The organism is Marinobacter sp. CP1, assembly GCF_001266795.1.
GTDB classification, from domain to species: domain Bacteria; phylum Pseudomonadota; class Gammaproteobacteria; order Pseudomonadales; family Oleiphilaceae; genus Marinobacter; species Marinobacter flavimaris.
Map to the genome: position 1 here is coordinate 3406225 of NZ_CP011929.1, position 14792 is coordinate 3421016.

General features: G+C 59.4%; 10 protein-coding genes and 1 pseudogene. 5 read left to right on the top strand and 6 right to left on the bottom strand.

The window, feature by feature from the left end; translation table 11 throughout:
* Positions 1-102: 102 nt before the first annotated feature.
* A pseudogene (locus ACP86_RS15745) lies at positions 103-1032 on the top strand (efflux RND transporter periplasmic adaptor subunit); the annotation flags it as partial.
* Positions 1029-4133, top strand: a complete 3105-nt coding sequence (locus tag ACP86_RS15750; RefSeq protein WP_053114710.1) for an efflux RND transporter permease subunit — start codon at positions 1029-1031, stop codon at positions 4131-4133. The pseudogene ACP86_RS15745 and the gene ACP86_RS15750, both read left to right, overlap by 4 nt.
* A 12-nt stretch (positions 4134-4145) precedes the next feature.
* Here the strand turns inward: ACP86_RS15750 and ACP86_RS15755 are convergent, their stop codons facing one another.
* On the bottom strand, positions 4146-4919 hold the full coding sequence (locus tag ACP86_RS15755; RefSeq protein ID WP_053114711.1) for a DODA-type extradiol aromatic ring-opening family dioxygenase: 774 nt from the start codon (positions 4917-4919) through the stop codon (positions 4146-4148).
* A gap of 106 nt (positions 4920-5025) precedes the next feature.
* On the opposite strand from ACP86_RS15755, the gene ACP86_RS15760 reads away from it, so the two are divergent.
* The gene (locus ACP86_RS15760) at positions 5026-5916 is read left to right on the top strand and encodes a LysR family transcriptional regulator (protein WP_053114712.1); all 891 of its coding nucleotides are present in this window, start codon (positions 5026-5028) and stop codon (positions 5914-5916) included.
* 23 nt (positions 5917-5939) lie between these two features.
* Here the strand turns inward: ACP86_RS15760 and ACP86_RS15765 are convergent, their stop codons facing one another.
* The 4 genes from ACP86_RS15765 to ACP86_RS15780 are packed head-to-tail and all read right to left on the bottom strand — an operon-like array spanning position 5940 to position 9922.
* Positions 5940-6767 (bottom strand): ABC transporter permease subunit, encoded by an 828-nt coding sequence (locus ACP86_RS15765; RefSeq protein WP_053114713.1) that lies wholly within the window; start codon positions 6765-6767, stop codon positions 5940-5942.
* Positions 6760-7689 (bottom strand): ABC transporter permease subunit, encoded by a 930-nt coding sequence (locus ACP86_RS15770; protein WP_053114714.1) that lies wholly within the window; start codon positions 7687-7689, stop codon positions 6760-6762. Before ACP86_RS15770 ends, ACP86_RS15765 begins: the two co-directional genes overlap by 8 nt.
* 4 nt (positions 7690-7693) lie before the next feature.
* Positions 7694-8812, bottom strand: a complete 1119-nt coding sequence (gene potA / locus ACP86_RS15775) for a polyamine ABC transporter ATP-binding protein (RefSeq protein WP_053114715.1) — start codon at positions 8810-8812, stop codon at positions 7694-7696.
* Between the two features lie 3 nt (positions 8813-8815).
* Positions 8816-9922, bottom strand: a complete 1107-nt coding sequence (locus ACP86_RS15780; RefSeq protein WP_053114716.1) for a polyamine ABC transporter substrate-binding protein — start codon at positions 9920-9922, stop codon at positions 8816-8818.
* A 333-nt stretch (positions 9923-10255) separates the two neighbouring features.
* Here ACP86_RS15780 and ACP86_RS15785 point away from each other — a divergent pair, with 333 nt between their 5' ends.
* A complete protein-coding gene (locus ACP86_RS15785; RefSeq protein ID WP_413771716.1) occupies positions 10256-11632 on the top strand; it encodes a glutamine synthetase family protein in 1377 nt (458 codons plus the stop codon).
* Positions 11633-11707: 75 nt separating this feature from the next.
* Here ACP86_RS15785 and ACP86_RS15790 read toward each other — a convergent pair whose 3' ends face one another.
* The gene (locus tag ACP86_RS15790) at positions 11708-13225 is read right to left on the bottom strand and encodes an aldehyde dehydrogenase (protein WP_053114718.1); all 1518 of its coding nucleotides are present in this window, start codon (positions 13223-13225) and stop codon (positions 11708-11710) included.
* A 181-nt stretch (positions 13226-13406) separates the two neighbouring features.
* Here ACP86_RS15790 and ACP86_RS15795 point away from each other — a divergent pair, with 181 nt between their 5' ends.
* Positions 13407-14690: an NAD(P)/FAD-dependent oxidoreductase gene (locus ACP86_RS15795; RefSeq protein ID WP_053114719.1), complete on the top strand. Its 1284-nt coding sequence runs from the start codon at positions 13407-13409 to the stop codon at positions 14688-14690.
* Positions 14691-14792 lie beyond the last annotated feature (102 nt).

Genomic DNA, 14792 nt, shown 5'->3' on the forward strand with positions numbered 1-14792 from the left:
GATCTCTGAAACGAACGATTCAGGGAAATATAGCAAAGATTCGACTAATCTTATTTTCGACTTGATTGAACCCCGCCAGCAAACTGCTTTCTTTTCACCGAGGGAGCGAAAGTCAGCCAGGGCGAGCTCCTGATCCGGCTTGAGGACACTCGCGCAAGCGCTGATCTCCAACAAGCTGATGCTGAACTGGCTGCGGCCCGCGCCGAAGTGGATTCTGCGAGCCGAAATCTGAAACGAGGGGAAGAAGTGTCGGAGAAAGGCTTCCTGTCGGCTGCGGACCTGGACAAACTCAAAGACCGCTTCAGCGCAGCTGAAAGCCGCCTCCAGGCTGCCCAGGCGGCCGTTCAGAAGGCAGGAAGTAACCTCGAGTACGCTGAAATACGCGCACCCTTTGATGGCTGGATCGGCCGCCTGAACTATGACGTAGGAGCCGTGGTCAGTCCTTCTTCTGGAGCAATAACCTCTATCCAGGTGACCGACCCTGTCTACGTCGAATTCCAGATCAACGAGGCTGACTTTATCAACTTCCGCCGCAGGGGAGCGGAATCTGCTCAAGCGCTATCCAGATCCCTGGGGCTTTATCTTACCCTGCCAGACGGCGAACGCTATGAGCAGGCTGGTGTGCTGGATTTCGCCGACGTGCAGACGGACGCCAGCACCGGCACCGTTGCGATGCGAGCGGTCTTTCCCAATCCCGACGCGGTGCTCGTGCCGGGCCTCTACGTAACGCTCCGGGTTGAGGGGCAGTCGGGAGAGCCGCAGGTGCTCGTTCCTCAAGTGGCGGTTCAGGAAACCATTGAAGGCAAGTTTGTTCTGGTGGTTGATGACCAGAACCAGGTTGCCCAGCATTTTATCCAGACCGGCTCCCGGGAGGGCGCGCTGCTGGTCGTTAGTTCAGGGCTCGAAGCCGGTGACCGGGTGATTGTCGAGGGCCTGCAGAAAGTGAGACCCGGGGTTACGGTCAGTCCCGTTGAAAAACAGATTGATCAGCAAACCGGAGCGCTCATACAGATGGGTGGGGCTGGCCAATGATCAGCCGGGTTTTTATTCATCGACCGAAGTTTGCGTTTGTTATTTCCATCCTGATCACCCTGGCCGGGTTGCTGGCGTTACGCATTCTGCCGGTCAACATGTATCCGGACATGGCCCCGCCCCAGATCCAGGTGAACGCCTCGCTTCCCGGCGCCAGTTCCCAGGTGGTGGAAGAGGCGGTTATCCGGCCGGTAGAGCAGCAACTGAACGGCGTGGAGGGCATGATCTATATTGAATCCACCGCGTCCAGCGATGGCACGGCCAAAATCACCCTTACCTTCGAGAGCGGCACCGATACAGACATTGCCCAGGTAAACGTCCAGAACCGCGTTGCCCTGGCAGAACCGTTTCTGCCCGATGAAGTCCGGCGACAGGGCGTGGTGGTCAGCAAGCAGGCTGGCAACATGCTGATGGGTATAAACCTGACCTCCGAACGACCGGATCTCGACGGCGTCTTCCTCAGCAACTACGCCTCCAATAACCTTGTCGAAGCCCTTGGTCGGGTGCCAGGGGTAGGGTCGGCGGAAGTGATGGGCGCGAAAGACTACAGCATGCGAGTCTGGCTGGATCCCCGCCGGATGGCCTCGCTGGATGTGACCGTTGCGGAGGTTGCCGCTGCGCTCCGGGAGCAGAATCAGATTGTCGCGGCCGGCAAACTCGGCCAGCCGCCCGTGCCTGCGGGCCAGCAGTTTGTCTACAGTATCCAGACCCGGGAACGCCTGTCAGATCCCGACGAGTTCGCCCAGACTATTCTCCGCTCCAGGCCCGATGGCGGATTTGTGCGCCTGAGGGATGTGGGGCGTATCGAGCTGGGTTCCCGTTCCTATACCTCCACCGCGAAACTGAACAATCAGGACACGGCATTCCTGGTGATATACCAACTGCCCGATGCCAATGCGCTGGAGGTCGCGGAGCGGGTAAAGGCCCTGGTTGAAGAGGCCTCAGGCAGTTTTCCGGCGGGCGTGAATTACACCGTCCTGTACGACACCACCGAATTCATCAGCCGCTCCATCAGTGAAGTCATCGTTACCCTGTTCCAGGCCGTTGGCCTGGTGATCCTGGTGGTGTTCCTGTTCCTGCAGAACTGGCGTGCCACGCTGATTCCGAGTATTGCCATCCCGGTTTCCCTGATCGGCACCTTTGCGGTTATGTCAGTGCTTGGCTATTCCATCAACACCATCACGCTGTTCGGGCTGGTGCTGGCGATCGGCATCGTGGTGGATGACGCCATTGTGGTTATCGAGAATGTGGAACGCATCCTTGCGGAAGAAAAGCTGCCCATCCGCGAGGCGGTCACCAAGGCGATGGCGGAAGTCACAGGGCCGGTAATTGCCACCACGCTGGTATTGCTGGCGGTGTTCGTGCCTGTTGCGTTCATGCCCGGAATAACCGGCAAGCTTTACCAGCAGTTTTCGGTCACCATTTCGGTTGCTGTGATCATCTCCTCAATCAATGCGCTCACACTGAGCCCGGCCCTGTGTGTTGCGCTCCTTGGCAGGAGCGGGGAAAAGGCCATTGGCTGGCTCCGGCCGTTCGAAGTGGCGATCACGCGAACCACCAGTGGCTATTCGAAGCTGGTTGTGCAGCTCCTGCGCAAAGGGGCGCTCGTGGGCGTTGCCCTGGTGGTGATCCTGGTTGCCGGTGCCGGCCTGTTCAAATCAGTGCCTTCGGCGTTCGTCCCGCCGGAAGATCAGGGCTTCCTGTTTGTGGATGTGCAGTTGCCCGATGCTGCTTCCCTGGAGCGCACGGAAGCCGTGCTAACCAAAGTAACGGACATGGTTCTGGAAGACCCGGCAGTAACTGACTTCATTACGGTATCCGGCTTCTCGCTGCTGGGTGGCGCATCTTCAAACAATGGTCTTGGCATTGTGATGCTGAAAGACTGGGAAGAAAGGGAGGATGCCAGTCTGGGTCTGGGGGCGGTCATTCCCAGACTGTATTCCAGGCTCTGGACAATCCCCGAGGCACAGGTGATGGTCTTCAATCCGCCTCCGATCCCCGGGCTGGGAACCTCATCCGGCTTCGACTTCCGCCTTCAGGATAATCAGGGCAGGGACGTCTCGGAGCTGGCGCAGGTTATGAACGGCCTCATCTACGAGGCCAACCAGAGTGAAGCGCTTTCCCGGGTATACAGCACCTATCGCGCGAACATTCCGCAGTACCTGCTGGAAGTCGAGAGGAACAAGGCCAAGGCTCTGGGTATTGAGCTCTCCGATATCTTCTCTACCCTGCAGACCCAGCTTGGCTCGCTTTACGTGAACGACTTTACCCGTTTCGGCAAGAACTACCGTGTGCTTCTGCAGGCCGAAGGCGAGTTCCGACAGCGCCCCGAAGACCTCTCCCATTACTTTGTCCGCAACCGGGATGGCGACATGGTGCCGCTGACCACGCTGGCCTCGCTCAAACCCGTGCTCGGGCCCTCAAGCATCCAGCATTTTAACCTGAAGCGCTCGGTAACCATCTCCGGGGAGGCGGCGCCGGGCTTTGCCAGTGGCGACGCCATTGCGACCATGGAAGAGCTGTCACAGAGCCTGCCTCAGGGGTATGAGTTCAGTTGGGCCGGCCAGAGCCTGCAAGAGATTCAGGCGGGTAACCTGGCGGGGGTGATCTTCCTGCTGGCTTTGGTGTTTGTGTACCTGTTCCTGGTGGCGCAATACGAAAGCTGGACCCTCCCGGTGGCGGTGCTCGGTGCAGTGCCACTTGCCCTTGCCGGCGCCATGGCGGGACTCTGGCTGGTGGGGCTCGCCAACAACATCTACGCCCAGGTGGGCCTGGTGCTGCTGATCGGACTCTCCACCAAAACCGCGATTCTCATTGTGGAATTCGCCATGCAGTTGCGCCAATCGGGCATGTCAACCGCGGAGGCGGCCCAGAAAGCCGCTGTCCTTCGCTTCCGGGCGGTATTGATGACAGCTCTGTCTTTCGTGCTTGGCGTGCTGCCGCTGGTCTTTGCCAGCGGCGCTGGTGCGGCAAGCCGGGTTAGCCTCGGTATCACGGTTCTCAGTGGCATGGTTGCCGCCACCGTTCTGGGCACATTGCTGGTACCGGTGTTTTACAAGTGGATCCAGTCTGTTCGGGATCGCCGCCAACCGGCGGCATAGTCCGCTGATAGTTCAGGCCGAATGCCGGAAAACAAAGGCATCCATGGCCAGAACACCGTGTTCGATCCCGCCATCAATCAGCACGCCGGGTTGCTGCTCCCCGGCCGCACCGGCGGCCACCAGCAAAGGTAGAAAATGCTCGGTGGTTGGGTGCGCCCGCCTGGCATGGGGGGCCTCCTCCAACGCTGCTATCAGTTGCTGATGGTCGCCGTCCTGCACTTTGGCACGGACCCAATTCGTAAATTCCCGAGCATATCGAGAGGCGTTCTCGTCCCCCCAGCGAACTTCATACAGATTGTGGGTAAGGCTGCCTGATCCAATGATGAGCACACCCTCATGCTCGAGCGGCTGCAGGGTCTGGCCCAACCGCCAGGCTGACTCAGGGTCAAGATCCGTTGGCATCGAAACCTGGAATACCGGAACCGAGTGATCGGGGAAAAGGTGCATCATCGGGACCCAAGCGCCGTGATCCAGCCCCCGGGTCTCGTCAGCCCGGGCGCTCCAGCCCCCTGCCTCCAGCAATGCCAGAGTGGTTCGCGCCAGTTCCGGGTGGCCGGCTGCCGGATAATCGAGGTCATAGAGTTCAGCCGGAAAACCGCGAAAATCGTGAATAGTCTCGGGTGTTCCGGAAACGCCTACCCGGATTTTCGGCGTCATCCAGTGGGGTGAAACCACCAGCACGGCCTCGGGCCTGGTCAGGCGTTTGCCCAGCTCCGTCAGGGCCGGGCCAGCCAGGCCCGGCTCCAGTGCGAAGGTGGGAGCGCCGTGGGAGATGAATAAGCTCATAAGTTGAATTACCTGAATCTGCCTTGCCTGATACGGCCACTTTACAATTGTCGAAATGGAGGATAAACGTAGCTTTAATGAATTAACTGTTTCGGAATTTGAGACAATGGATCGATTGCTCGAGATGCAGACGTTCTGCAACGTGGTTGAGGCTGGAAGCTTCGTGGCTGCGTCGGAGAATCTGGGGATGTCCAAGGCCGCTGTCTCGCGTTATGTCAGCGAGCTGGAAAGTCGTCTTGGGGTTCGGCTGCTGCAGCGGACCACACGCCGCCTCTCGCTGACGGGGGAGGGCGAAGTGTTCTATGTCCGGTGCCGGGAGTTACTGGCCGGCGTTGAGGAGGCAGAAGCGGAAATTACCTCCCGCAATGATGTCGCAAGAGGCACGTTAAGGGTGAACGCGCCAGTAAGCTTCGGAATCAGCCACCTGGCGCCTTTGTGGGGAGAGTTTCACGCCCGCTATCCCGATGTGGAGTTGTCGATTGATCTCTCAGACCGTCTGGTAGACATCGTCGAGGAAGGCTTTGATCTGGCCATCCGGATTGCCACACTGCAAAGCTCCACGCTGGTCAGCCGACGGATCACCTCCACCCGGCTCATTGCCTGCGCCTCTCCGGATTACATCGCCACCCATGGCTCCCCAGACAAACCAGAAGATCTGGCCAGCCACCGGATCATCGGTTATAGCAACTTCACTACCGGCAATGACTGGCCCTTTGAAGGCCTGGAAGGCGCCACCAGCGTGGGGGTGAGGCCGTGGATGTACGCAAACAACGGTGAAACCTGCTGCGGTGCTGCCCTGGCCGGCCAGGGCATTGTTCTCCAGCCCGGCTTTCTAGTGCATAAAGATCTCGAAGCCGGGCGGCTGGTGGAGCTGATGCCGGCGTACCGTTCCACTGAGCTTAGCGTATACGCCGTCTATCCCACCCGCAAGTTCGTCACACCCAGAGTCCGTGCTCTGGTTGACTACCTGGTCTCTGCCTTTCCCGATTCCCTGTGAAGGCAGGGGCGAGCTCCCGGACGCTAGGCGTCCGGTGTCTGAAGCCGCTTACGCTCCGCCCTGCGCATCAGGTACCAGGCAATAAACGCAATCAGCGAGACTGCCAGAATGATCAGCGTAGCGAGCGCGTTGATCTTCGGCGAAACCCCCATCCGTACGGAGGAAAACACCACCATCGGCAGCGTGGTTGCACCCGGGCCGGACACGAAGCTGGCAATCACCAGGTCATCCAGAGACAGGGTGAACGCCAGCAGCCAGCCAGATACCAGCGCGGGAGCAATCACCGGTAGCGTTATTACGAAGAAGGTTTTCAGGGGCGTGCAGCCCAGGTCCATGGCCGCCTCCTCGATGGAGCGATCCACCTCCTGCAACCGGGCGGATACCACCACTGCCACGTAAGCACTGCAAAACGTGGTGTGGGCAATCCAGATGGTAGCCATGCCACGATCCACTGGCCAGCCGATGGTCTGGGCCATCTGGACAAACAGCAGCAACAGTGACAAACCGGTGATCACCTCCGGCATAACCAGCGGTGCGGTAATCATGCTGGATAGCAGTGTGCGCCCTCGCATCTTCTTGAAGCGGGTGATCACGAACGCACACAGCGTACCCAGGCACACCGCCATGCTGGCGGAGTAGAAGGCAATCCGCAGGCTCATCCACACAGCAGAAAGAATCTGTTCATCCCGGAACAGCTCACCGTACCAATGGGTGGAAAATCCGGCCCAAACCGACACCAGCCGGGACGCGTTGAACGAATACACGATCAGCACAAACATCGGCAGATAAAGGAACAGCAGGCCGAGAACCAGCATCACTTTCGAGAAACTGAACGAACGCGATTTAACCATGCTTTTCCATCTCCCGGGCCTGGAACCGATGGAACAGCACGATCGGCACCAGCAGTAACAGCAGCATCACGATCGCGAGGGCAGACGCCACCGGCCAGTCGCGGTTGTTGAAGAACTCCTCCCACAACACCTTGCCGATCATCAGCGTATCCGGCCCGCCCAGCAGTTCCGGGATCACGAACTCGCCCACCGCGGGAATAAACACCAGCATGGAACCGGCCAGAATGCCGGCCTTCGACAGGGGCAGGGTAATGGCCCAGAAGGTGGTCAGGCTGCGGCAACCAAGGTCTGATGCCGCCTCCAGCAGGCGTACATCCAACTTCACCAGGTTGGTGTAGATGGGCAGCACCATGAATGGCAGATAGGCGTAGACAATGCCCAGCACCACCGCGAAGTTGGTGTTCAGCATCTTGAGCGGCTGATCGATAAAACCCAGCCACATCAGAAAACTGTTCAGAAGCCCCTGATTGCCGAGGATGCCCATCCACGCATAAACCCGGATCAGGAACGAGGTCCAGGAGGGCAGCATTACCATCAACAGCAACACCAGTTGCCAGTGTTTTGGAGCCCGGGCCATGGCATAGGCCATGGGGTAGCCAATGAGCAGGCACACCACCGTTGCCAGGAATGCTGTCTTCACCGACCCCCAATAGGCGGCGAAATACAGGCTGTCTGAAAGAAGGAACAGGTAATTGCCAATGTTCACCACCACCGACAGGGTGTTGTCCACCCACCGGAATACGGGCTCGTAAGGGGGGATGGCCATGACCGCCGAGGTCAGGCTGATCTTCAGCACCAGCGCAAAAGGCAGGAGGAAGAACAGCAGCAGCCACAGGAACGGGATACCGAACACCACCCGGCGATTAAACAGCACTGCACGCACCCGCTCGGTCAGAGGGGTGGGTAAAAGCTTCCGTCTCATTGGCTCAGTTCCAGAGCAGGATGGGGCTGGAGGCTTCCCAGGATACGAATACCCTGTCGCCCCAGGTCGGCCGCTCGCCACGGCGTTCCACGTTCGCCATGGTCGCCTGAACGCGTTTGCCGCTGGCCAGCTTTACGTAGTAGGACGTGATGTCGCCCAGATAGGCGATGTTGTCCACCGTTCCGCAGCTCCAGTTGTGCTCGCCGTCCGGTTTGTCCGGGGTCAGGTAGATCTTCTCTGGGCGAAGGGCTACCAGTGTTGCGGTACTTTCCGCCGGCGTGGTCACGCCGCGATCAATAAAAACCGGGGCATCCAGCAGGTCGCTGGTCAAAGTAACGCTGTCGGCCTCGTCTTCCCGGATGTGGGCCTCGAAAATGTTCACCGAGCCAATAAACTCTGCCGTCATGCGGCTGTTCGGGCTCTCATAGATGTCGATGGGCGAGCCGATCTGGGCAATCCGGCCCTGCGCCATGATGGCGATGCGGCTGGCCATGGTCATGGCCTCTTCCTGGTCGTGGGTCACCATCAGGCAGGTGGCGCCCACGTTTTCCAGAATTTCCACCAGTTCCAGCTGCATTTCGGTACGCAGCTTTTTGTCCAGGGCGCCCATGGGCTCGTCCAGCAACAGCAGCTTGGGACGTTTGGCCAGTGAGCGGGCCAGGGCAACGCGTTGCTGCTGACCACCGGAAAGCTGCTGGGGTTTGCGCCGGGCATAGGGTTCCATCTTGACCAGCTTCAGCATGGCGGCCACCCGGTCGCGAATTTCGCTTTTCGGCAACTTGTCCTGTTTCAGGCCCATGGCAATGTTCTGCTCCACCGTCATATGGGGGAACAGGGCATAGGACTGGAACATCATGTTGGTCGGGCGCAGGAACGGGGGCAGAGCTGTAACGTCCTGGCCGTCGAGCATGATGGAGCCGGCGTTGGGCGTTTCAAAACCTGCGAGCATGCGCAGCAGGGTGGACTTGCCGGAACCGGAACCACCCAGAAGGGCAAAGATCTCGCCTTTGTGGATGTCCAGGTTCACATTGTCCACGGCCAGCGTGCCATCAAAGCTTTTGGAGATGCCCCGAATGCTGAGTAACACCTCCGCTTGCGCGGAGGTGTTGTTGCCGTTTTCCACCGCTTAACGACCAGACTTCACGTTGGTCCAGGTGCGGGTCATCAGACGCTGGGCGTCCTGAGGCCGGCCTTCCATGATGTACAGCTTCTTCATCACCTCATCGGTGGGGTAGATGCTGGTATCGCTCAGAATCTCCGGATCAACGAATTCGTTGGCCGGCTTGTTAGGGTTGGCGTACCACACATAGTTGGTCACGTCCGCGATGATTTCCGGACGCATCAGGAAGTTCATCAACTTGTGGGCGTTCTCAACGTTCGGTGCGCCGGCCGGGATGGTCATCATGTCGAACCACAGGACTGCACCTTCTTTGGGAATGGTGTAGCGGATCACGTTGCCGTTCTCGGCTTCCTCGGCGCGTGCGGCGGCCTGCAGGATGTCGCCGGAGTAACCGGCAGCCACACACAGGTCACCGTTGGCCAGGTCACCAATGTAACGCGACGAATGGAAGTAGGTGATGTTCGGGCGAATGGCCTTGATCACCTCGCCGCCTTTCCTGATGTCGTCGGCGTTGTTGCTGTTCGGGTCCAGGCCAATGTAGGCCATGGCAGCACGAACCATTTCCTCGCCAGAATCCAGCATGGCAATACCGCAGCCGCCGGCGGCAAGCTTGCCGGTGACTTCAGGATCGAATACCAGGGCCCAGGAATCGGTGGGAGCCCTGTCACCCAGGATTTCCTGGATACGGCCTTCGTTATAGCCATAGCCGTTGGTGCCCCAGAGATAAGGCAGAGCAAACTGGCTACCCGGGTCAACCTTTTCCAGATCGTCCATCAGATCCGGGTTGAGGTTGCTCATGTTCGGCAGCTTGCTGTGGTCCAGCGCTACGAAGGCGTTGGCAGAAATCTGCTTGGCCACATAGTGGTTCGACGGCACAACAAGATCGTAGCCGGAACGACCGGAAAGCAGGGCGGCTTCGAGGATCTCGTTACTGTCGTAAACGTCGTAGATCACCTTGATGCCGGTTTCTTCCGTGAACTTCGCCAGGGTGTCCTCGGCGATGTAATCGGACCAGTTGTAGACACGCACTTCCTCGGCGGCAAACGCGGAAGAGGCACACAGAGACAACGCAACAGAGGCGGCCAGCGCCTGTGGCTTACACAACTTCAACATTGGATGATGTCCCTCACTCAAAAGGGATAAATACAAAACGTGCAGGACGCACGCGGTGTTGTGCAGGTCTGCTGAGGGTGGCCGCAGGTGGCTGTTGTCCCGGGAAGAACCGGTCGCCGCCTTTTGACTCCTTTAAGGCTTGTCCTGGAAACGGCGGTGGGGAACCTGCCGAATTCTCGCGATATTTATCATGAGATGCGGGGTTGCGCTATAAAAATTTTACTCCGGGATTTGTGGTATGTCCCTATCTTGCCAAACACCCCGGAAAGCGGGATAAAGGAGTGTTGAAACCCCTGCGCCGGCTCCTCGGCACCAGGCCTGTTTGCGTTGTGGATGGCTCCCCTTATGGCTTCTGGTTCTACGAGTGCCGACTCGTTCCTTCAGGCACACCCCGAACTGCAGTTTGTTGATCTGCTGATCCCGGATATGAATGGCATTGTTCGCGGCAAGCGGGTGGATCCGTCTGCGCTGGCGAAGGTGTTTGAGCGTGGCGTGGCCATGCCGGCTTCCATCTTTGCCCTGAACATTCAGGGCACCACGGTGGAAGAAACCGGCCTTGGCCTGGATATTGGCGAGGCAGACCGTGTCTGTCTGCCCATTGAAAATACCCTCACTATGGAGCCCTGGCAGAAGCGGCCCACTGCGCAACTTCTGTTGACCATGTATGAGCTGGATCGCGAGACACCGTTTTTCGCAGATCCGCGGGTGGTTTTGCAGAACATCATCAAGCGCTTCGAGGAACTGGGGCTGACTCCTGTGGCGGCCTTTGAGCTGGAGTTTTACCTGATTGACCAGGAAAACCTCGCCGGTCGCCCTCAGCCACCCAAATCGCCCCTCTCTGGCAAACGCCCGGCGGGCACGCAGGCCTATTCCATTGATGATCTGGACGAATACGCAGAATTCCTGGCGGACGTGCTGGATGCCGCCCATGAGCAGGAATTGCCGGCGGATGCGCTGGTAGCCGAGTCAGCGCCCGGGCAGTTTGAGGTCAACCTGCACTACGTGGATGACGCCGTGCAGGCCTGCGACCACGCCACTCTGCTGAAGCGTCTGATCAAGAACATGGCCTACGACCATGAAATGGACACCACGTTCATGGCCAAGCCTTATCACAACCAGGCCGGCAGTGGCATGCACCTGCACGTGAGCCTGGTGGATGGCGAAGGCCGTAACGTGTTTGCCGGCGACGCCGAGCAGCCAAACGACATGCTGCACTGGGCCGTGGGTGGATTGGTCGCTACCATGAACGACGCCATGGCCTTGTTCTGCCCCAATATCAATTCCTACCGCCGGTTCAGCCCGGAGTACTACGTGCCCAGTGCTGCCACCTGGGGCGTGGACAACCGCACTGCATCGCTGCGTCTGCCGGGCGGTGATCCGGAGGCCCTGCGGATTGAGCATCGGGTCGCCGGTGCCGATGCCAATCCGTATCTGCTGATGGCTGCGGTGCTGGCGGGTATTCACTACGGCATCTCCAACAGGATAGAGCCACCACCGGTCACCGTGGGTAATGCCCATGAACAGCACGAAGCCTCATTGGTGAATAACTTGCGGGATGCCTTGCGGGAGCTGGGGCAATCGAAAGTGATGGCCGATTATCTCGGCAGCCAGTTTCTGGATGTGTTCGTCGCCTGCAAGGAGCATGAACTGAACGAATTCGAGATGACCATCTCCGATCTCGAATATCTCTGGTACCTGCACACGGTCTGATCAATTCCGGGATAAAAAAACGGCGCCTTGAGGGCGCCGTTTTTCATTTGCCGGACTGCGCCGAACTGTTCCGAACTACTCCAGCACCAGCCAGGTGGCCTTCAGTTCCGTGTACTTGTCGAAGGCGTGCACAGATTTGTCGCGCCCGTTGCCGGACTGCTTGAAGCCACCGAAGGGTGCGGTCATATCGCCGCCGTCATAGTGGTTAATCCACACGCTGCCGGCCCGCAGGGCCTTGGCTACCTTATGGGCGGTATTGATATTGGAGGTCCACACGGCTGCGGCCAGGCCGTAGATGGAATCGTTGGCAATGGCGACGGCTTCGTCTGCGGTATTGAACCCGATGACAGAAAGCACCGGCCCGAAGATTTCCTCCGAGGCAATGCGCATCTGGTTATTCACCCCGTCAAACACCGTGGGCTGAACAAACAGGCCACCCGTGTTTTCCAGAATCCGCTGCCCACCTTCCACCAGGCGTGCGCCCTCAGACTGCCCGATGCCGATGTAGTCGATGATCCGATCAAGCTGGGCCTGATCCACGATCGCGCCACAGGTAGTCGCCGGGTCCAGCGGATGGCCGGGGCGCCAGGTTTTCAGGGCCTCGCATATCAGCCTTACAAACTCGGCACGAATGCTGTTCTCGACCAGCAGGCGACTGCCGGCAGTGCACACTTCGCCCTGATTGAAGGCTATGGCACTGGCCGCCTCGGCAGCGGCCTTTTTCAGGTCTGGCGCATCGGCAAAGACAATGTTGGGGCTCTTGCCACCGGCCTCCAGCCATACCCGTTTCATGTTGGATTGGCCGGCGTAGATCATCAGTTGCTTGGCCACATTCGTGGACCCGGTAAACACCAGGCAGTCCACGTCCATGTGCAGCGCCAGGGCCTTGCCCACGGTGTGACCATAGCCTGGAAGCACATTGAAAACGCCGGCGGGAACGCCCGCTTCCCCGGCCAGGGCGGCCAGGCGAATGGCGCTCAGGGGCGATTTCTCGGAGGGTTTCAGTATGACGGAATTACCAGTAGCCAGGGCCGGGGCAATTTTCCAGGCCGCCATAATCATCGGAAAGTTCCAGGGCACGATGGCCGCCACCACACCCATCGGCTCACGGGAGATCATGCCGATCTGGTTGTGAGGCGTGGGGGCAAGTTCACCGTAGACCTTGTCGATGGCCTCGGCGGTCCAGCGGATTGCCCGGGCGGTGGCCGGTACATCCACATTCCTGGCGTGGTTGATGGGTTTGCCCATGTCCAGGGTTTCCAGCAGGGCAAGCTCGTCGCCGTAAGCTTCGATAAGCTCAGCGAACCGGAGCAGCACCGCCTTGCGTTTTGACGGTGCCAGCTGGCTCCAGATGCCCGCCTCAAAGGCGGCCCTTGCAGCCCTAACGGCCTGGTCGGCATCGCTCTGATCGCAACTGGCAATAGAGGCCAGCTCGCGCCCGTCAATCGGGCTGACCGAGGTAAACGTCTCGCCGTTGGCCGCCCATTGATAGGCGCCGTTCAGATAGGAGCGGCCCTCCAGAGTGAGGTTTGTGGCCAGGGCCTGCCATTCGGCCTGGCTGGTCGGTGTGGAAGAGCTGACGGGTTGATTCATGGACGCCTCGCAGGCTGTAGAGTTGAGCAATCATAGCAGCACTTTTATCCCCAGGCGCCGCCCGCGATATAGGTATAAGAACGTGTCTTTCCGAACGCGCGGCGCTGGCATAGACTTCCTGCGGCGCGCATCGTTGCAGCCTGATCCTGAACGTCTCTATCACCTTTTCTGGCGTCACATAATGATCGAGTATCCCCCGGTTCCCTCGTATTACGCAGCTTCCGCCAACTCGGCCCCTGTGCGCCCGGCGCTGCGAGGGTCTTGCGAGGCCGATGTTTGCGTCGTCGGTGCCGGCTACACCGGCCTTTCGACAGCGTTGTTCCTGGCGGAAGCTGGCTTCAGGGTGGTGGTTCTGGAGGCAGCGACGGTCGGCTGGGGTGCTTCGGGGCGCAATGGCGGCCAGATCGTTAACAGCTTCAGCCGGGATCTGGACAGCATCGAACGACAGACCTCTCAAGACCACCTGAAACTGCTGTCCGAGATGGCCTTTGAGGGCAGCCAGATCATTCGCCAGCGGGTGAAGAGTTACGGCATTCGGTGCGACCTGAAAGAAGGCGGTATTTTCGCAGCGCTCAATCCAAAGCAGCTCAGGCACCTGGAGTCTCAGCAAGCGCTGTGGCGCCGGTTCGGTTACGACCAACTGGAACTGTTGGATAGGAGTGCCATCCGTTCCCGGGTTGGCACGGAACGGTATGTCGGCGGCGCCATTGATCACACCGGCGGCCACATTCATCCGCTCAATCTGGCTCTCGGCGAAGCCGCGGCCCTCGAGTCGCGTGGCGGCGTGATTCACGAGCACTCCACGGTAGCGAGCATCGCCCCCGGTAAAACCGTAACCGTTAAAACCGACATGGGCGAGGTGAGGGCGCAAACGGTTGTCCTGGCGGGCAACGCCTATCTTGGCGGCCTGGTGCCGGAGCTTGGGGCCAAATCCATGCCCTGCGGCTCGCAGATTATTGCTACCGAACCGTTGGACGAGGCCGTTGCCAGGCAGTTGCTGCCGAACGACAACTGCGTCGAAGACTGCAACTACCTCCTGGACTACTTCCGGCTGTCGGGTGACAACCGCCTGATCTACGGCGGTGGCGTGGTCTACGGCGCCCGCGACCCGGCTAACATCGAACGGCTGATTCGCCCGAATATGCTGAAAACCTTCCCGCAACTGGCGAATGTGAAGATCGATTACGCCTGGACCGGCAATTTCCTGCTGACCCTGTCGCGCCTGCCACAGCTCGGGCGCTTGCACGAGAACGTGTTCTACTCCCAGGGTTGCTCCGGCCATGGGGTTACCTTCACACACGTGGCAGGCAAGGCATTGGCACTGGCAATCCAGGATCAGGCGGAACGGTTTGATGCGTTCGCCAGCCTGCCGCATTACCCGTTCCCGGGTGGCCGCGCCTTCCGGGTGCCGTTGACGGCGATGGGAGCCTGGTACTATGCGCTGCGGGACAGGTTGGGCGTTTGAGTCACCGGAAAACTGTGAAACGGTACCCGTTTCATCAACGTTTAAATTTGTAATCAGTCGGCCCGCTATTCGCTCCCGGCCCACAGCCGGGATTTAAGCGAA